Source organism: Candidatus Finniella inopinata (assembly GCF_004210305.1).
GTDB lineage: Bacteria > Pseudomonadota > Alphaproteobacteria > Paracaedibacterales > CAIULA01 > Finniella > Finniella inopinata_A.
Genome location: NZ_SCFB01000007.1, coordinates 32,512 through 50,232 on the forward strand (window position 1 = coordinate 32,512; position 17,721 = coordinate 50,232).

Genomic DNA, 17,721 nt, shown 5'->3' on the forward strand with positions numbered 1-17,721 from the left:
AATTATAGGCACATATTCATTCACCGTCGCACCCGAATGTCTTTATGAAGATCAATCGAGAAAATCAACCCCTGGCTAACCAACAGGGTTATCAGGGCCGTCCCTCCATAGGAAATAAAAGGCAACGGAATCCCCACCACCGGCAAGAAACCCATCACCATCGCCATATTAATAAAGGCATACAGGAAAAAGGTGGTGGTCAGGCCAATCGCCACCAATCGGCCAAATTGAGTCCGGGCGTTTAAGGCGACGTTAAAGTTAAACGCAATCAACAGGGCATATAACACAACCAAAATAATCGCCCCGACCAACCCGAATTCTTCGCTGTACATCGTAAAGATAAAGTCGGTCTGCTTTTCGGGCAGAAAATTCAGATGGCTTTGACTTCCCTGTAAAAACCCTTTGCCGAAAACGCCCCCTGACCCTAGGGCAATTTTCGATTGCGTCACGTGATACCCACTTTTCATAGGATCACTTTCGGGATTTAAGAATGTTAAAATGCGCTGTTGTTGATAGGTGTGCAAAAACGACCATAAAACGGGGATGCACGAGAGAGTCACGCCTGCCGCCACCGCGAACTTCCAAATTTTAACGCCAACGACAAAAAACAAAGCAGCACTGCTTAAAACCAGCAAAAGGGCCGTCCCCAGATCGGGCTGGCGCATCACCAATAAAGTCGGAAACAAAATCATTAGACCAGGCACCACAAGGGCTCTTAAGTGCGCCACATCTGCCAATGAACATCCGTGAAAATACCGCGCCAAGGCCAACACCAACCCCACCCGCATCAATTCCGATGGTTGCAAGCTAAACGCGTACAAGTCGATCCACCGTTGCGCCCCCATCCCTACAAACCCAAGGGTTTCAACGGCCACCAACAAGATAAGCGCAACAACATACAATGTATAGGCGCAGGCGAACCAATAACGGCTGTCCGTGATGGCCACCCCCATCATCAGAATGCACCCCACCCCAAATCGCCACGCCTGTTTAGTCACCCACGGATGCAAGCTGCCGTTCGCGGCCGAATACAGCATCAGCAAGCCAATCGCGACCAGGGTGCAAATCAATATTAAGGGAAAACGGCTAAGGTGCTTTAAAAGGGAAAAACGAATCATTTATACAACTAATGTTTGGGCTGCCAGCAAAATATCACGGGCCAAGGGGGCGGCTGCCTTAGCGCCACTCCCGCCATGTTCCACCACCACTGTAACAGCAAATCGTGGATGATCAACAGGGGCATAGCCGACGAATAACGCGTGTTCTTTCAGATGATAAGGGCGATCATTATGGGTATAGTTGTCGCGATTTTGCTGGGTGATTCTGACAACCTGTGTGCTGCCCGTTTTACCTGCCATTTGTTTTGCAGGATCCTCGATACGCGCCCTATAGGCATTGCCACGCGGTTCATTTACAGCGCCGCGCATACCTGCCTTAATAAGGTTTTGAAAATCTTTTGAATATGGCAAGGGCGTTGCACCCATCAGAGGCGCGTTCTTCAAAAGATGCGGCTGTATGGGGCACAGACCGTTGGCCAGCATCGCCGTCATTTTTGCCAATTGAATCGGCGTTGCCAAAATAGCCCCCTGCCCGATCGATATATTAATCGTCTCGCCCGGTGTCCAAACTTGTTTTTTGATCAACCGTTTCCAGCTTTTATTGGGGACAAGGCCGGCCTTTTCTGATGTCAATTCAATGCCAGTTGCGACCCCCAAACCAAATTCCCTTGCCGTCTCGGCCATGGCATCGATACCCAACGTCGTTGCCAGGTTATAAAAATAAACATCGCAAGATTGACTAAGCGCTGGTTCAAGCGTCATATGTCCATGGCCGCCCGTGCGCCAATTCCAACAATGGAATCGATGGTCATAAAAATCATAATGGCCCGGGCAATGAAACGATGTTTGAGAATTAACTACACCCTTTTTCAAGGCAGCCAGCGCCACAATCATTTTAAAGGTAGATCCGGGCGAATACTGGCCGCTGATGACTTTGTTGTTCATAGGCAGATGGGGGTTTTCGTTAAGGTCTTTCCAAGGGGTTTTCCCAATGCCACCAATGAACAAATTCGCATCAAAAGTCGGGTGAGAAACCAGGGCCAAAACAGCCCCCGTCCACACGTCTAAAACCACGGCACAGGCACTTTGGGCCCGTTGCAAAATATCCCCCACAGCCTTTTGTAACGGGAAATCCAGGGTCAGGTGCAGATCTTGCCCTTTCACACTTTCCACCGTCTCCAAAACCCGAACTACCCGCTGGCTTGCGTTCACCTCTAACCGTTTTAATCCGGGCTGACCCCGCATACGATCATCCTCATGTTTCTCAAGACCCGTCTTTCCCACTTTAAAACCAGGAATCTCCAGCTGATCATTGGCAGCCGCCTCCTTTTCCGTGACGGCGCCCACATACCCCACCACATGGGCTGTTTGCTGGGGGTGCGGGTAAAAACGGCTTTGGCTTTTTTCAATCAAAATCCCCGACAGGTCCGGTGCATGAAGCTCAAGCGTCGCCAACTCATCCCAGCTAAGATTTTCTTTCAACAACAGGGCAAAAGCCTTGCGCTGTTTCTTAAGCTGTCCTGTCACGCGCTCCAGCGTTGGGGCGTCAATGTCGATCAGCGACTTTAAACTTTCCAACAAACTTTGAACCTCTTTCGCCTTTGATAAATTCAAAAGGCAGCCATAGGTTGTGTGATTGCCCGCCAAAAGAACGCCAGACCGGTCAAAAATTTCCCCCCTTGCCGGCAGCAAATCAAGGGACTGGATGCGGTTTTTATCCGATAACAATTGGTAATGCTGGCTATTCACGACCTGCAACACATACAGGCGTCCAATCAAGCCAAGCGCCAGCCCGCCCTGAATGCCCCCCAAAATCAGGCTTCGGCGCGTAAACAGCTGTTGTTGTTCTTTATCTTTCATGAAGTCACTTTATAGATTTTATAAATGCTTTTCCATGGAAGAAGGAGCAAGGCTAGGCGGGAAAATGTTAAAGCTTTTGGGAAAATTTTATGCAATATACTGGTAATACTCTATTCACGGGTATTGGTTAATCACAAGATATTTGAATTAATGAATATTGAATATATTAGATGCATTCTATACATAAGTTTGATAGCCTGAGACTCTAATGATTGACTCCCAAGGTGTCCCTTCTAAGCTGGGCACTTCTAAAAACCTGATTTTAGGCGCATCGCTCCCGAAAGTAGGTTTTTCGAGGTATCCAACGCCCGCGTTTTTTCCTTTGTACCCCTTAGGTATTGCGCGTGGTTGTTTCGGCTCAAGTATCTGCCCAACAGGGGTTAATCATTTTTATTGTAATCAACAGATTTTTTAAAAAGGTTTAACCAACATGAGCAAATCTCGTTTCAAAAACTTTTCTATCCTGGGCATTTTAGGATTGATGAGCATAACATTCAGCACACAAACATTTTCAGAAGAAGATTCTTCTTCCAGTTCCTCTTGGGGGAGTGGTATTCGAAGGGGCGCCCAAGCAGCATTTGGAGCAGTTGGAGCAGGAGAGGTTTCGAATGACCAATTAAATTGCTGCTTAGCCAACGTCGTAGACCGACAAACACGCCAGTTTGTAGTGGCATATGGACCAAAGGGGTTGGGGAAATATTTGGGAACGCTTTTGACGGCGAATTTTCTGAAACCAATCTTTATACCTGATGAAAAGATACGAACTGCCGCTGAAAAACTCACCAATTTCAACAACCTATTAAACCACAGCATTCAAGATATTTCATCCGACCTTGAAGCCAGACTGCCTACCCGAACGTCGCAGGAATGTTACAGGTATGTGTTAAGGGGAGAATTCGTTGATGACCTGGTTTATAAATATTATTTCGCAAGAATTTTAGGATCCTATGTAGGTGGTCTTGTCCAAGATAGTGATTTTGCAGGACGCTTGGATTTGACTCGTTTGCCTATTCAGTTAGCTGGGATGCAATCGATTGGAAATCATATGGATTTTGGTCATGAAGGCCGTGCCATTTATGAATCTTTTACAAGATGGCAAGATCAGCGTATTTTATTTTGTCGTATTGGATGGTTTTTTGAAGGTGAATCTTCCCCCTATTTGAAATATTTAGCGCAAGCACCAATCCTTTACTGCCGTATCACCGGCATTGAGGGATCAGCCCGGAAGATTCAAGAAGATTTTGGAATTGTCATAAATAGAGGAGCCGCTGCACAAAATTTAGCAACCACGGCCGCAACACAAGGACTCAGCCTTCAAACTGTTGTAAGCAGCCTTAGATTCGCAAAAGCAACTTGCACCGCCAAGCAAAGCCTTGAGGCAGCTCCAGCACATATTGCTGAATTAGCGACACGTGTTGAACGATACGTTGTCAACCCCCCCTGCTGGGTTGGCGTTTCATAAAGAACTATGGGGTGGTTGCTAGTGCCTGTGCCTTCTTGGACGTTGTAACCTCCCTTTTTAGTGAAGATGTTCACCAACCTAGTTGGTCAATGAGACTAGGCTGTGCCTTTATGATGACTACCGCCGAGGAAATTATCCAGAATACGAGTATTGTGCCTTTTCTACGCCAAACACTTACTGCTTAGTACTTGGGTGTGTGATGGTGGTGTCATCATGAAGGGTTTTTGTGCAGGAACCAGATGAACGATCTTCGAATATACTAAGGGCATTTCATCTGAAACGAATGCCCCTGGTCATCACGAACAACCAAAGCAAGCATAGCATCGTGAAAAATATATGGATTACGGCCAAGAAGAAGCCCCGCGATGTCAATTTAATGGTTGTTTTTAGGGCGGGAGAATCAAAATAGTATCTACGCTACAAAGGCATAAGAGAAAATAAAGTTCCTAAATGGATTAAGCCGCTTGCTTCAAGAAACCACTTTTATAGGAAACAAAACTGCTTGGATTATTAGCTTCTTCCAATTTTTGAAAATGCCTAACCCCCCACCAATAGGCCAAAGATACCGGCATTCCTATGAACCAAACGCCATAGTATCCAAACCAATCCGTCAAATATACAAGGCCAAAGGCAGAAAGAACGTGCATGACTGCCCTTGAAAGCGCGTAGTTGAAAGTTATAAATGTGAACCTTCTGCCCACGTGAATCTTTTTTATAAAGATCGAATCGCCTGGTGCGCAGCCTCCTCTTGCCATGGAAAGAAGCAACTGCAAAAAAAGAACATGGTAGGGGGATGTAGCAAAAGCGAGACAAAGTGGAATTATTGCGAATGTTACGACAGCTAAGAAAGCCCTAACATTTAAAATAGCTAGAGGATGAATGAAGGTAACAAGCCAAATGGCCACGATGTTCAATATTACAGCAACGATTGAAAGCATGAAGTTGTGAGCAATGATGTCAGCGGGAGAATAGCCAAAGCTTTTTAAGGTGGCGTTGAAATATATAAAGGTTACATAAAAAATCATGGCATAAGAACATTCCACAAAGAAATAGGCTGCCATGGTCTTGAAAGGAGTCTGCTTCCCTTTAGCGTAGTCATTTGCCTTGCTAATCAATTCTTCCTTACGCAAGGGATCTTTTATCCTCGATTCTATCTCGTTTTTTCTTCTTCTTTTGTAATCCGCAAATTCGGGTGTTTCTCTTAGACGTGTGCGAGCAAGGGAACCGATAACAGCAATTGTAGCCCCTCCCCAAAAAGCTAGCCTCCAGTTAAAGTCGAAATGAGTTACCAGAGACGCCACCCCAAGGGCGCTCATAGATCCAAGAGAAGAGGCTAAAACGATTAAAGAAACCACCGGATATTGAAAGGGCGCTTTTGTAATTTCAGTTAAGTAAATATACGCCCCATTAATTTCGCCCATGGAAGATAGCCCTTGAACAATTCGGCATCCTGTGATGATCCAGGTGGCTGCAATTCCAGCCTGAGCGTATGTGGGAACGTTTGCCATTATTAAACAAGATAAAGACATGATGCTGGTTGTTATAATAACTGTCGACTTTCGCCCAATTCGGTCTCCTAAGTACCCAAATATAAGGGCACCAAAAGGCCTTAAAATATACGTTGAACAAAAAGCAAAGGCAGCGACTAAAGAAGCTGTGTGAGGATCGGTTTTGGGGAAAAACAGTTCATTTAGCAAGACCGCCATATGGACATACAGCATGAGGTCAAAGTATTCGAGGAACGTCCCAACCTGCAGAAGCCCAATGGCTTCCTTTTGCTCACGATTCAGCGATTTAAAAATGGCCATTATTTATTCTCCAACGAAGACAATGTCATGCTTAGGCTGGACGAATCTAATAAGCTAAAGGTGAAAATCACTGCAACGGTTAGTAAGAAAAGTGGAGAAAAAACGATATTTGACATGCAGAAAGCCTCAGAATTTAAAGAGAAATGCTTTACGAAGTTAATAAACCTAAGGGCCCGAAAAAACGATAAGTAATTTTTAATTATTTCGCATTAGATGCGAATCAGGGGAAGATATGACTTACTTTCGTGGGTGGGCGTTTTTGTAAGCCTTCATCAAATAGTCTTGGTTGATATCGGTATAGATCTGGGTTGTTGATAAAGAGGCGTGCCCCAACAGTTCTTGAATGCCCCTTAAATCACTGGATGATTCCATCAAATGGGTCGCACAGCTGTGGCGCAGAGCATGGGGCGTTGCCCAATCGGGTAAACCTACAAGGTGTCGATATGAGCGCATTTGCAAGTCGGCAATGCCCGTCGTCAAGCGCTTCCCTTTTACCCCTAGGAACAAAGGCGTTTCTTCTGTAAAGACAAAAGGGCACAGATGACAATAATGCAGCAATTCCTTCTTCGCTTTTTCAAGAAAGGGGACTTTGCGAAATTTCTCTCCCTTGCCGTGAATAACCAGGTAATCGGTTCTGCTCACATCTTTGTAATGCAACCCCAGGGCCTCGCTAATGCGCAAACCGGCACTGTAAAGCAGGGTAAATAAGGCTTTATCGCGTTGCCCTACCCAGTCTTTATCTGAAACCTGATGGATATGATCCAACAAATCCATGACTTGTTGGATGGACAAAGGTCGTGGCAACGTTTTTTTAAGACGGGGTGATTTCAACGTTAATAAAGGATGGGTTTCTAAAAGGTTTTCTTGCTGCAAGTACGTAAAAAAACTTTTCACGCCTGACAAACTGCGTGCCGTTGACCGATTGTGAAAGTTTTGATGATGCCTGTCGGCCAACCATGCTCGAAGGTCCATTATTTTTAAGCTTTTCAACAGCTCCAAAGTTAGCGGCTCGCCCAAATGATTTTGGAAAAACATTGAAAACTGCTGCCAGTCTTGTTGATAGGCTGTCAAGGTATGGCGTGATACAGCTTGGCCTGACTTTAGGTTCAAAAGCCATTGTTGGTAGAGAAAGGGGAGGTCCATAACAAGCCCCTTTACTTTAAGCCTTCAATATCTTTTCGACTAAGATTGGTGATAGACACAATCGTATCTATATCCATGCCCGAGTTAAGAAGCTTTTTGGCAATGGCTAATTGGGCTTTCTTTTCACCCTCGGCTCTATCCTTCTCCATCCCCTCATCATATTTTTGATCCATGGAGGCGATATAGCAGCCTTCGTATTTCTCGGTCTGCTCGTACGTGCGCAGTTCTTCTTCGTTCCAAGAAAAGCGGTTCAACTCCTCATAGGCCCGATAGAGTGTGTTGGTGTTTTTCAGCAAATGCTCCACATCTTTTTCAGGCGTATCTTCCCCATGCTTAAAGAAATAAACCCATTTCTCGATCTTGGTGGTGGACTCCTCAAGGCTTTTATCCAGCTTGGGCAATTCCAAAAAGGTGAAAGAAAAATCCTTCAGGTCATGTTCATGGCTGACCTTGTCCAAAATAATGTGGTCGGACTTATAGGCCTGTTTATCGGGGAACATCACGAAATCAGCAATCGCCAAAAAGATAACTTCTTTTAAGTCATGATACTTTCCGTTAATGGGCAACTGGGCACTGTAAGCTTTGGCCGCATAATACTGGGCACGCTTTTCAAAGCCCCGCTCTTTGGCGACCTGCATCTCCACGATATAGGTATTGCCTTTCTCGTCCTGACACAAAACATCGACGATACTGGTCTTCAGGGCGGCAATCTCGGGGTCTTGGACCGTCTTTAAAAACGTCACCTCTGTGATCGGCTCCCCGCCTTTAAACGTGATCATGTCGTTCAGGAAATCGATCAGAATATCCTTATTCCGTTCGGTACCAAAGATGCGTCTGAAGGCGACATCGTTTTTGGGGTCTAAGAATTTGGTTAGCATAAGCTTTATTCTTTGTTTAATTAGCCAGATGTCCACTGTACATTTTGTACTGTAACATACTTTCTTAACTTTATTGAAAAAGTTTGTTTGCCACATTCACATCCTTCGTAATTTCCCTTCTGACGATAGTGTGCTATTTTATGACCTAAGAACAAGATTTTCAGGTGATATTATGTCAGTTAAACGGTTCTATAAGTTCATCGCTATTTTTGCCGTTAGTATGGGTTTGGGATTTCTAGCCTATAACAACGTCGCCACAAAAAATCCGCATTATGAATCAACCCCTTTCTCACACAAAGGCCAGGCGACCGATTCTTTTGTTCGGCTTTTGGGGTTGGCGGGCATTCGCATTCAAAATGATCCTCTGGCCCCAGATGCCAATTGGCCAGCGGCTAAGCTGACTTTACCTTCACGATCGTTAGAAGAAATCAACAAGGCTATTCAGGGTAAGAAAGACCCTGTTATAACCTGGATAATTCCAGGTAAAAGGTGGCAAACAAATGGCCTTGGTTATCTGACTCTTACCCCTGAACAGGCTATGGCCATTCTTGATTTCATTTTGAAAGACTTAAAATTTGACCAAGCTATGAAACCCCAACAAACGGAATATGCCGGCATTTTATTCTTAGGTAGTTCATTAGAAGATGTGCGAGATCGCCTAAAATTCTTAAACACTTGCCTCGAACAACGCAAGTATGTCTTCAACAAAGTCTACATACTGACGGGAACGCGCGCCCTTGACCTTTCAATAGGTGAAACACCAGAAAGCCTTTTGGATCCAAAGGGATCTATCGCTGTCAGGTCTGACTGGAAAAAACCCGCGGGAGAGCTTCCCACTGACGAAGGGCCCATGATCCAATGGGTTTTTGACCAGTCGCGATCAGATGCAATTGCCAAAGATCAAGTGGAGCTTGTCTATGCAGGCATAGATAAAGATCGAAAGCGGGCCACCACAAAAACCACGGCCGAGGAATGGTTGAAGACTAACCCTAAAGACGGTTTGTACTTGGCTGTTTCAATTCAGCCGTTTAACATTTACCAAAAATTGGTGCTTGAAGATGCTTTGTTACAAAACAAACGGCCTGGTATTCGCATAGAAGTAATCGGTGATGCCCCCGCTGAGCGCAGCTATGGCCTTAGAAGGACTAACCCCGATCATCTTAATAAATATGCAGCGATTGCGTTGGATAACATTGCAAGAATTTGCTATGAACTGGTGGCTATTCAGAATTTGTAGAATGAATGCAGTTTTTGAAAGGGGAGTTTGGGACTAATAAAACAGCTTAGTTTTAAGCTGTTTTTATTATAATTTAGTCTTCTTAGCTGACGCTTTGAATATTAACGGCAGCGGCTTTGCCACGGCTGTTTTCTATGTCATAGCTGACTTTTTGTCCTTCGTTCAGATTCGAAAGACCTGATTTTTCTAATGCGCTCATGTGAACGAACACATCGTTGGTTTTATCATCGGGTTGAATGAACCCATAGCCTTTTTCGGGGCTATACCATTTTACTGTACCTACTGCCATATTTTAATTTCTCTATCTTTAGTGTCATTGTTTTGTATCATCTAAAAGGAACACTTCTGTTCCTTAGATAACTGGATTAGATTACAGAAACGAAACAAATGCAAACAATAAAAAATATAAAACAGATTTTTTTAAAATTCATCGCCAGGATTTTATGGCCATTTCTGCATTTGATGCCTCTCAAAATCAAAGGGTCCCTGTCATGGTGATCCCCTGAAGGGGGTGGGGCCATCCAGAGATTTTTCTGGATGGGGGCCCGGCTGTCATAAGTTTCTTATTTCTCCCCAGGGGTGATTTGGTGGGTTACGTTCAAAAAAGCGCCCACATAGCCAGACAAGTTTAACTGGCCCTGGGCTACCCAATTATTGCCACGCTGCGCCGCATTAGTTGGATATGCTGGGGTGTTTCCATATGTATGTGTCCATAACTGCCAGGCGCAAGGCAGCCCAGAAATGGGCAATGCAACTGACCCCGTCCAAGACCAGGGCGTAACAGATTCATTGCTCACAGCATTGATGGTGCCATCATTGGCGTCGTTTCTTGAAAGAACTTGTTGCTTACGGTTATTCAAGACAACAGAGGTTGGTGTTCCAGAGGAGAAAAAGTTGCCCGCTTCACCTGACGCAGCGGGACCTTCTAGGCCATACCACACCACCAGCCCCTCTCCATACGTTGTAATCGCCCGTCCATTGTAAAATCCAGGCACCTCGAACGTGACCAACACATTTTGGGCGAGAGGAGAGCCGAGATAGACCCCTGGAGGGAGTTCCTTTAGGGTTAGAGAAAAAGGCGGATTAGAAGATTCTGTAAGAGTCACGTTATACTTTGCCAGTTTGGCGTTCAGGGTATCTAAACTACCAGATAAAGAGTTTCCATACCCTGTCGCCACTGTATAGCCATAAGGTGGGAAGCCTGATCCCACAAGTCCGTCAATTTCAATATTCGCCGGAAGGGTCAGGTAAGCCCCGCCTCCCCGCAGAGTCAAAATGCCACAGGGTGGTGTGGTGCCAGCAGGGTTAATACCGATAAGCCACGTTCCACCCGATAAGTTTATCGTTGTGGCATAAATCGTTCCATATCCCCCTAGGGTGCCACTGTTCGAATTAATATAGGGGGTTTCTGTCGTGGTAGAGCTTCCCCATTGTGCATGGGGATGGTTACTATCACCAATAATAAACCTGCCCGCATTGACGGTTGTATTACCCACCCAATTAAGGTTGTTTGTATTCAACGTTAACGTCCCTGTGCCGCTTTTGGTGAACATGGCATCAGAAACACCGGCGATGTCGTTATCTCCTGCTGCGCTCGTAGCAGGAGATGTAGGACCCAGGGTGACAGAAGTCGTCACGTTGTAGGTGAGGGTCTTGCTGGCACCCTCCATATACACAGCCCCACCTGATGTTTTGGCTGTGTTATTCGCAAAATGCGTATCGGTCAACGTCACATTGCTGCCAGCGTAAATTCCTCCTCCATAAACACTTGAACTGTTCCCTGTAAAGGTCGCAAGTCCAGAAATAGTCATCGTTGAATTGTTGTTATTATTAAAAATAGCTCCTCCAGAAGCACTTGAACTGTTACCTGTAAAGGCCACAGGTCCAGAAATTGCCTCCATTTTACCAAAAATGGCTCCTCCTGATCCTATGGCACTGTTGCGCGTAAAGGTCACAGGGCCCGAGACATTAAGTGTGATGGTGCCATTGCCGCTGGCATATAAAACGCCTCCACCTACAGAATCATTCCTAAACCCACTAAAGGTCAGATTAGACAGATTAAGGGTCAATGGGTTGTCATTTGGATTGGTAAAAAGGGAAGAGGTGAGACTAGCTGCCGGGATGATCGTCCTGATGGCACCAGAGCTTCCTATAATACTAAGCGAGGTTATGGTGGATGGTACGGTGGTTCCTATTGTTTCCGTGTCATCCCCTGAAAGAGTGAGGACGGGGGTTGTTGTGGAATGAGCAGCTACACCCGTCGTAAGGGCTTCATTGATGCTAGGATATGGTCCATAAGTGGTTCCGCCAGCGGTAGTTTGCAAACCGACCACATTCCCATACGCACACGACATAGCCGACAGGCTGACCCCCAACAAAAACACACAGGAACGCATAATAAAAACCCTTTACATACAACCATCAAACTTATGAATGATAATACTATTTGTTTATTAATTTATTGTTAATGGTGTAGTTTTTTAATTTGCTATTTAGCGTTATATTTGAATCAAATACATGGATGACTACACCCTCTGCGAGGGTTCGCCATGACCGAAGCCGCTAGGGGGTCCCGCATGACGAAGTATCATGACAATAGGGGGTCTTTATGGAGAAGACTGATTAATCGTAAATGTCCCGTCGATGGCCAATTTTCACTGCTTCCCCCTCATAATCTTTGCTTTGGACTTAGGGTTGGGTTCTTGGATAATTTTATCAAAATAATGAAGGATGCGGCTTTGCAGAGCAGGCTCCAAGCGTTGAAATTGACGGTCGGCTGTTTTGTTAAAGATCAGGCGCCACTGTTTACTCAACGCCATACCGTTCTTTCATTTCCTCAAGCGTGTAACCTTGCTTGCCGGATCTTAAATACTCTTCATAGGAAGCAATGGCTTCCGCATAATCTTCTTCCTCACCCAAGAATTTTTCCAAAGCCTTTGTTACATAAAAACTTTTTGACCGATGAGTTTTTGTGGAAAGGTTGTTTAGACGTTCTTCCAAGGCTTTAGAGAGTCTTACGGCTAACATGAGAAGCATCCTTTTAAAGGGTTATGTTAGCAAGTATAACATGTATTACAGCCTAGTCAAGTTTTGTGGTCATTCCCACCAAGGCAGGAAAGAGGGACACAGGGGGGATAGTCGCGCCCCAGGAAGGGGCGCGCATGGTTGGTGCGCAGCTTAGTTAACTGTCCGTTTTTGTTGCTCTTCGAACAGACGGGCAAAATCAACAGGATCCAGCATCAAGGGCGGGAAGCCACCATTTCGGGTCGCATCAGCAATTAAGTGGCGTGCAAAAGGGAACAGCATCGCCGGGCAGTGAATCATTAGCAAGGGTCCCACATGTTCCTCTGGCACATCGCCTATGCTGACCAGGGCGGCATAACTGATTTCTGTCAGAAAGAATTGTTGTTCTTCGCGTTTGGCGTTGGCCGTTATATTCAAAACAACTTCAAATGACTTCTCGCCCACAGGTTGAGCATTCACCTGAATATCAATCGCAATTTGGGGTTGCTTATCGCTGGGTTCACCACCAAAAACGGCCAAAGGGTTGGGGTTTTCAAAGGAAAAGTCTTTTACATATTGCCCATGAATCATCAGAGGCGGAAGGGGTGGGGTTGTTGTTTGTTCGTTTTCGTTTGCCATTATCATTCTCCGTAAAAAGTTTCTTAAATTTTAGCAATCATCTTGTCCATGCGTCTATATCTATTTCTAAAACGAATCAGCTTGTCTAAAAAGAATACGTCATTTATGAAAAAATGGATACAGATCCATCGTGACAACAGGGGGCGTTCCCAAAACAAGCTGGGCAGCCTGCAGAACCTGCTCGTCCGTAACGGCCTGAATGGACTCTGCCCACCCTTCAATCTCTTCTATGGTTAAGCCAACAGACAAATTACCAAAAACATGCAAACTATTCATGTTGCCGTCTTTCATAAACGCAAGTTGGGCCAGGATGTCTCGTTTGGCCTTTTTGATCTCGTCTGCCGATACCTTCACAAGCAGTTTTTCCAGATATTCCTTCAAGGCTGCCTTAAATGTCGCCACATCCATATTCGGCGCCAAAGTCCCAGAAATACTAAAAGGACGAGTATCATAACTGTCAGATTCATAGGTGGCGGAAAGGCTTAGGGCCAGCTTTTTGTCTTCAACAAATGTTTTATAAAAATCAGTGGTGCTGTTCCCCCCTAACAGTTGTCCCAAAATGATCAAGGGGTAATAATGCTGAGCGGCGTCTTTTGATCGATGGTTGGGCGCCTCGTAAAACCAATTCAGCAGAATCAAAGAATTACGTGGGTTTTTTTGTTCAATATGTTGGGTGATGCCTTGATGCGGGGGTTCCGCTATCCGTTGGCGTTCTGGCACGGGCCGTGACTTCAATCCGCCAAAATACTTTTCAACCATGGGCAGCGCCTGTTCCAAGGTTGTCTTGCCGGCAATAATTAAAACCGCATTATTGGGCACATACCATTGCTGGTAATGATTGCGAGTCGCTTGATAAGTATAGTTTTGAATGTGATAGGGGTGACCAATGGGCGGGACGCCATAGGGGTGATACCAGCGAAGTGCGCGCAGCAAGGTCTCGTAAGCTTGTCCAAAAGGGTGGTTTTCCAGGCGCATTCTGCGTTCTTCCATCACCACTTCTTTTTCGGAAATTACCTCTTGCACTGAAAAGGCCAGGTTTTCCATGCGATCCGCCTCTAGCCTTAAAATAAGGTCCAGGTGCTCAACCGCAATCGATGTTTCGTACAACGTGTAATCAAAACTTGTGGCTGCATTTGTGTTTCCGCCATATTCCAAAATTGTTTTTTTGAACTGGGAGCTGGGAATCGAGGTCGTCCCTTTAAACATCATATGTTCAAGGAAGTGTGAAATGCCAATCAAAGGTAAGGGATCATCAGCCGTCCCCACCTTATAAAGAACACCTACACTGACGATTGGGGCCATGGTGTTAGGAACTACAATCACTTGCAATCCATTCGCCAGTGTTTTTGTTTGAGGGTTAAAAATTCCGCCCATAGCGTTTCCGATCATCATGAAAAAAATGAAACTAAGTTGCGCAAAAGTGTTTTTCATCGTTTGCTACCAACTTCTTGATATTTGCCAATCGTGACAAAGGCTAATTCATGGGGTTTAATTTGTTCCGTGATGACGCGATTGATCTCTTCAACCGTTAGATTTTGAATGCGAAGGTTGCGTTGGTTAAGGTCATGCAGACTTAGCTGACGTTGTCGGTACCATAACAATACAGAAACAATCTCAAGGGTTGATCCAAAGTTCAAGGCATACGCCCCTATAGCGTTCTTTTTATGGAAATCCAATTCTTCCTGGGTAACGCCCCCGGCAACCAACTTGTCCCACTCTTTTTTGATAATTTGAATGGTCTCAGCAACAGTCTCGGTCTTTGTAGCCGTGATACCCGTCAACACATCATTTAAATCATTATTGGAAAGATTTGTTGCGCAGAAATAAGCCAGGCCCCGTTTTTCACGGACTTCATGCCAAAGGCGTGATTCAAAGGCGTTGCTTAAAATGCGATTAATCATAAAAAAGGCATAGAAATCAGGGTGATTGACGCTTACACCCTTTTGCAGGAAATAGATAACCGTTTGAGGGATATCCATCTCTACATTAAGGTTGCCCCCAAGATTTTGATAAGGAAGGCGATCAGGAGTGGTTTGTTTGATTTGGTTGCTGAGGCTGGAGACAAAGGGATCAACCAAATCGCTTAAATCGCCTGATGAAATATCACCAGCCGCCACAATTTGCACAGTAGACTGGGTCAAATGACCCGCCATATAGTCGCGCAGGTGATGCGCTGTGATGGTTGGAATGTTTTTGATGCATTCGGCCGTTCTGGGGTTATAAGGGTGGACATCACCCAAAACAAATCCGTGCAAAGCCTCCAGGCCAACAGGCTTGGGGTCGTTCAAAGATTGTTCTAAACTGGCGCCGACTTGCTGTTTGACGCGCTTCATATCTTCATCTTCAAAGCGTGGAGCCGTCATCATAAGCTGCACCAACTGAAAGGCTTCTTTTACGTTTTCCTTTATGGTGCGGAAGGTGATCACTAGATTGTCATGGTTGGCTGAGATTCCAAGCTGAATATTCTTTTCAAGCAATCGCGTTTTAAAAGCCTGTGAATTATAAGGCCCCGCCCCTTCATCCAAGACAGACGTCAATAAATCAGTTAAACCTGGGCTTTGAAAAGCTGCCCTGCGTCCTGCCCCCAAAAAGACAATGCCAATACTGACAACAGGCGTATCAGAAGGCGCCAACCAAACAGAATGACCCTCGGGCGTTGTGACTTCTTTTATGGTCGGGGAAGCTTCAGTCATAGAATGGTTTTTCTCCGTTAACGAATGTTTGGATGAAGCTTGCGTGAAAAAGGTGAAGTAGGCCGCAGCCCCCCCCATAACAATTAACGTTAAAATCAAAAATTTACGCATGGTTTATGAAACTTTTTTGTTATCTTCCCCACCAGGGACAGGTTTATTTTCTAAAGTTGTGGCGTTTTTCTTAATTTCAGCAAGTTTGGCTTCCAAAGTTGATTTGGGCTCAGATGCTGCTTCTTTATTAACTTCCTCACGAATGTTGGGGTCCACACTTTTACCAGCTGCTGCTTGATTCACAAGACCTTGAGCATTATTGTCCGTGCTGACGACCTTGGCAGGAGCCGCCTTGCCCATCAAAGCCACTTCTGCTTTTTGAGTGGCGACATTAACGGGTTGAACCGACGTCGCGGGAGTATTCTCTGAAGGGGGCCTTAGACTGTAATCCTTTGGCATGCTTAACGGAGGATTCTCTGAAATTTGAAATTCATCAGGTTGATAGTGATCAAGCCCTAACGTATTACGCATCGTGTCACAGCCAGACAACGCCAGCAGTCCCATAAGGGGTAATGTTAAAATTATATTTCGTGATTTTAAAAACTTTTGCATGGTCATGTTTCAACGTTGCCTTTCGATTTGCCCCAACACTGCCATGATTGCCAGGCAAAAATCAAGACAACTCCCACAACGATGCAGCTATCAGCCACGTTAAAGGCCGGCCAATAATATTGATGAATATGGAATTCAAGGAAATCGACCACAGAACCATGGCAGAAGCGATCAATCAAGTTTCCTAAAGCCCCCCCTAAAATCAAAGCATAACTGGCTGCTTCTAGCCGTTTTACCGCTGTCCAAAGTTGGTATGATAACCAAAAGGTCAACGCGATGATGAACCCAATCAATATAAATTTGGCAAGCCATGTGTAAGCGGGGAACAATCCAAAACTGATGCCCCGATTTTGCCTAAAAACCAAATTGAACCAGGGTGAATAGGGAATGACTTGCCCCACGGACATGTTTTGGGTGATGAGAATTTTGGTCAGTTGATCAAAAAACAGCACGACCCCAACAATGGCCGCGCTGCTTGATCTGAAATTAAAAAGGGTCATTTATTAAACAGTTGGTTTCTTTTTTACCGGTGCCTTTTTAGGGGCTGCTTCTTTTTTAAGGACTGGCTCTTTTTTGGGAGCTGTTTTCTTAATTGGGGCTGCTTTTGGAGCTTCGGCTTTTGCAACTTCCTTTACCACCTCTTTGGCTGGCTTTTCTTTTGGCTCAGCCGATGCTGCAGCCTTTGGTTGATGCATGTCGGCAGCAAAAGGCTTTTTCAAAAGTTTTTTGACCTGCTGCTCTTCCCATTCCGGTTTTAAAAAGGGAAGAAAGTCTTCCAATTGTTTGCTAGAGCCCATGGCGAAGCCTTGTAAAAGCGTGGCAGCTCCAAAGCCAACAAGCACCCAAATGGGCCAAAATCCCGAGCCCCCAAAACTTAGCCATAATAGAATGCATAACGCCCAAACGATGGCGTAAATGATGACATTCGTATAAAGCCCCTTTAAATCCTGTACATATTTACGAGCGGTTTTTTCCATATCCATGATTAAGATTTCTTCTTTGAAACAAAACTATGTACAATTTTAGCAGTCATTTTGAAGAATTCCTAATAATAAATATTTATATCCTTCAAAGAAATTTTAACCATTTCTTCCGATTTTCTAAGGTTAGAATTCACCAAAAGCCCCCAAGGCTTTCAGCAACACATCAGGGGTTAACAATGCGGGCAACAAAACCGGTTTCCTGTCTTTTCCATACAGAACATACAGCGGAATGCTGTTACGCCCATATTCAGCCAGGGTTTGGGTGATCACAGGGTCATGCTTTTTTTATAGTATAATCTTTTTTTATTTGTTTTTTTACATCTTACATTATATCTGAGTGGTACAGGCCCAGTT

Annotated in this window: 20 protein-coding genes; 4 read left to right on the forward strand and 16 right to left on the reverse strand. The window is 44.9% G+C overall.

The annotated features are described in order from the left end of the window. Positions 1-20: 20 nt before the first annotated feature. Positions 21-1,118, reverse strand: coding sequence for a rod shape-determining protein RodA (gene rodA / locus EQU50_RS06070; protein WP_130154245.1), 1,098 nt, complete (start codon positions 1,116-1,118; stop codon positions 21-23). After that, positions 1,119-2,918, reverse strand: a complete 1,800-nt coding sequence (mrdA, locus tag EQU50_RS06075; protein WP_130154246.1) for a penicillin-binding protein 2 — start codon at positions 2,916-2,918, stop codon at positions 1,119-1,121. A 430-nt stretch (positions 2,919-3,348) separates the two neighbouring features. On the opposite strand from mrdA, the gene EQU50_RS06080 reads away from it, so the two are divergent. Genes EQU50_RS06080 through EQU50_RS06085 form a run of 3 tightly spaced genes read left to right on the forward strand, consistent with a single transcriptional unit; the run spans position 3,349 to position 4,789 of the window. After that, positions 3,349-4,380 carry a hypothetical protein gene (locus EQU50_RS06080; protein ID WP_130154247.1) on the forward strand — a complete coding sequence of 344 codons (1,032 nt, stop codon included), beginning with the start codon at positions 3,349-3,351 and terminating at the stop codon, positions 4,378-4,380. Between the two features lie 11 nt (positions 4,381-4,391). Then, entirely contained in the window at positions 4,392-4,565 is a 174-nt protein-coding gene (locus EQU50_RS08375; RefSeq protein WP_165380364.1) for a hypothetical protein, read from the forward strand. Between the two features lie 41 nt (positions 4,566-4,606). Beyond that, the gene (locus EQU50_RS06085; protein WP_130154248.1) at positions 4,607-4,789 is read left to right on the forward strand and encodes a hypothetical protein; all 183 of its coding nucleotides are present in this window, start codon (positions 4,607-4,609) and stop codon (positions 4,787-4,789) included. 46 nt (positions 4,790-4,835) lie between these two features. Here the strand turns inward: EQU50_RS06085 and EQU50_RS06090 are convergent, their stop codons facing one another. The 3 genes from EQU50_RS06090 to EQU50_RS06100 form a co-directional block, all read right to left on the reverse strand. After that, complete coding sequence (locus EQU50_RS06090; RefSeq protein ID WP_130154249.1) at positions 4,836-6,188, reverse strand: MFS transporter; 1,353 nt, start codon at positions 6,186-6,188, stop codon at positions 4,836-4,838. Between the two features lie 237 nt (positions 6,189-6,425). Then, entirely contained in the window at positions 6,426-7,331 is a 906-nt protein-coding gene (locus tag EQU50_RS06095) for a tyrosine recombinase XerC (protein ID WP_242508836.1), read from the reverse strand. 11 nt (positions 7,332-7,342) lie between these two features. Next, positions 7,343-8,209 (reverse strand): Rpn family recombination-promoting nuclease/putative transposase, encoded by an 867-nt coding sequence (locus tag EQU50_RS06100; protein ID WP_130154250.1) that lies wholly within the window; start codon positions 8,207-8,209, stop codon positions 7,343-7,345. A 172-nt stretch (positions 8,210-8,381) separates the two neighbouring features. On the opposite strand from EQU50_RS06100, the gene EQU50_RS06105 reads away from it, so the two are divergent. Further along, the gene (locus EQU50_RS06105; RefSeq protein WP_130154251.1) at positions 8,382-9,446 is read left to right on the forward strand and encodes a hypothetical protein; all 1,065 of its coding nucleotides are present in this window, start codon (positions 8,382-8,384) and stop codon (positions 9,444-9,446) included. A gap of 82 nt (positions 9,447-9,528) precedes the next feature. Here the strand turns inward: EQU50_RS06105 and EQU50_RS06110 are convergent, their stop codons facing one another. From EQU50_RS06110 to EQU50_RS08385, 11 genes are all read right to left on the reverse strand, one after another. Next, the gene (locus EQU50_RS06110) at positions 9,529-9,735 is read right to left on the reverse strand and encodes a cold-shock protein (protein ID WP_130154252.1); all 207 of its coding nucleotides are present in this window, start codon (positions 9,733-9,735) and stop codon (positions 9,529-9,531) included. 274 nt (positions 9,736-10,009) lie between these two features. Beyond that, entirely contained in the window at positions 10,010-11,842 is a 1,833-nt protein-coding gene (locus tag EQU50_RS06115) for an autotransporter outer membrane beta-barrel domain-containing protein (RefSeq protein ID WP_130154253.1), read from the reverse strand. A 258-nt stretch (positions 11,843-12,100) separates the two neighbouring features. Then, positions 12,101-12,265, reverse strand: a complete 165-nt coding sequence (locus tag EQU50_RS08380; protein WP_165380365.1) for a type II toxin-antitoxin system RelE family toxin — start codon at positions 12,263-12,265, stop codon at positions 12,101-12,103. Further along, on the reverse strand, positions 12,252-12,473 hold the full coding sequence (relB, locus tag EQU50_RS06120) for a type II toxin-antitoxin system RelB family antitoxin (protein WP_130154254.1): 222 nt from the start codon (positions 12,471-12,473) through the stop codon (positions 12,252-12,254). The genes EQU50_RS08380 and relB overlap by 14 nt, the downstream gene beginning before the upstream one ends. 150 nt (positions 12,474-12,623) lie before the next feature. Next, the gene (secB, locus tag EQU50_RS06125; protein ID WP_130154255.1) at positions 12,624-13,088 is read right to left on the reverse strand and encodes a protein-export chaperone SecB; all 465 of its coding nucleotides are present in this window, start codon (positions 13,086-13,088) and stop codon (positions 12,624-12,626) included. Positions 13,089-13,187: 99 nt separating this feature from the next. Continuing rightward, on the reverse strand, positions 13,188-14,519 hold the full coding sequence (locus EQU50_RS06130) for a M16 family metallopeptidase (protein WP_130154256.1): 1,332 nt from the start codon (positions 14,517-14,519) through the stop codon (positions 13,188-13,190). Next, entirely contained in the window at positions 14,516-15,892 is a 1,377-nt protein-coding gene (locus EQU50_RS06135) for a M16 family metallopeptidase (protein WP_130154257.1), read from the reverse strand. Before EQU50_RS06135 ends, EQU50_RS06130 begins: the two co-directional genes overlap by 4 nt. A 3-nt stretch (positions 15,893-15,895) precedes the next feature. Next, positions 15,896-16,384: a DUF3035 domain-containing protein gene (locus tag EQU50_RS06140; protein ID WP_165380366.1), complete on the reverse strand. Its 489-nt coding sequence runs from the start codon at positions 16,382-16,384 to the stop codon at positions 15,896-15,898. 2 nt (positions 16,385-16,386) lie between these two features. After that, positions 16,387-16,884: a signal peptidase II gene (gene lspA / locus EQU50_RS06145; protein ID WP_130154259.1), complete on the reverse strand. Its 498-nt coding sequence runs from the start codon at positions 16,882-16,884 to the stop codon at positions 16,387-16,389. Positions 16,885-16,887: 3 nt separating this feature from the next. Further along, the gene (locus EQU50_RS06150; protein WP_165380367.1) at positions 16,888-17,361 is read right to left on the reverse strand and encodes a 2TM domain-containing protein; all 474 of its coding nucleotides are present in this window, start codon (positions 17,359-17,361) and stop codon (positions 16,888-16,890) included. A 129-nt stretch (positions 17,362-17,490) separates the two neighbouring features. After that, on the reverse strand, positions 17,491-17,637 hold the full coding sequence (locus tag EQU50_RS08385) for a thioredoxin domain-containing protein (protein WP_165380368.1): 147 nt from the start codon (positions 17,635-17,637) through the stop codon (positions 17,491-17,493). Between the last annotated feature and the right edge of the window lie 84 nt (positions 17,638-17,721).

Bases quoted from the DNA above. Each gene is read 5' to 3' on its own strand.
- EQU50_RS06135 (WP_130154257.1), bottom strand. From the start codon at position 15,892: ATGCGTAAATTTTTGATTTTAACGTTAATTGTTATGGGGGGGGCTGCG.
- EQU50_RS06095 (WP_242508836.1), bottom strand. From the start codon at position 7,331: ATGGACCTCCCCTTTCTCTACCAACAATGGCTTTTGAACCTAAAGTCA.
- lspA (WP_130154259.1), bottom strand. From the start codon at position 16,884: ATGACCCTTTTTAATTTCAGATCAAGCAGCGCGGCCATTGTTGGGGTC.
- EQU50_RS06150 (WP_165380367.1), bottom strand. From the start codon at position 17,361: ATGGAAAAAACCGCTCGTAAATATGTACAGGATTTAAAGGGGCTTTAT.
- mrdA (WP_130154246.1), bottom strand. From the start codon at position 2,918: ATGAAAGATAAAGAACAACAACAGCTGTTTACGCGCCGAAGCCTGATT.
- EQU50_RS06140 (WP_165380366.1), bottom strand. From the start codon at position 16,384: ATGCAAAAGTTTTTAAAATCACGAAATATAATTTTAACATTACCCCTT.
- EQU50_RS06105 (WP_130154251.1), top strand. From the start codon at position 8,382: ATGTCAGTTAAACGGTTCTATAAGTTCATCGCTATTTTTGCCGTTAGT.
- EQU50_RS06110 (WP_130154252.1), bottom strand. From the start codon at position 9,735: ATGGCAGTAGGTACAGTAAAATGGTATAGCCCCGAAAAAGGCTATGGG.
- EQU50_RS06090 (WP_130154249.1), bottom strand. From the start codon at position 6,188: ATGGCCATTTTTAAATCGCTGAATCGTGAGCAAAAGGAAGCCATTGGG.
- EQU50_RS06100 (WP_130154250.1), bottom strand. From the start codon at position 8,209: ATGCTAACCAAATTCTTAGACCCCAAAAACGATGTCGCCTTCAGACGC.
- rodA (WP_130154245.1), bottom strand. From the start codon at position 1,118: ATGATTCGTTTTTCCCTTTTAAAGCACCTTAGCCGTTTTCCCTTAATA.
- relB (WP_130154254.1), bottom strand. From the start codon at position 12,473: ATGTTAGCCGTAAGACTCTCTAAAGCCTTGGAAGAACGTCTAAACAAC.
- EQU50_RS06130 (WP_130154256.1), bottom strand. From the start codon at position 14,519: ATGAAAAACACTTTTGCGCAACTTAGTTTCATTTTTTTCATGATGATC.
- EQU50_RS08380 (WP_165380365.1), bottom strand. From the start codon at position 12,265: ATGGCGTTGAGTAAACAGTGGCGCCTGATCTTTAACAAAACAGCCGAC.
- secB (WP_130154255.1), bottom strand. From the start codon at position 13,088: ATGGCAAACGAAAACGAACAAACAACAACCCCACCCCTTCCGCCTCTG.
- EQU50_RS06080 (WP_130154247.1), top strand. From the start codon at position 3,349: ATGAGCAAATCTCGTTTCAAAAACTTTTCTATCCTGGGCATTTTAGGA.
- EQU50_RS06115 (WP_130154253.1), bottom strand. From the start codon at position 11,842: ATGCGTTCCTGTGTGTTTTTGTTGGGGGTCAGCCTGTCGGCTATGTCG.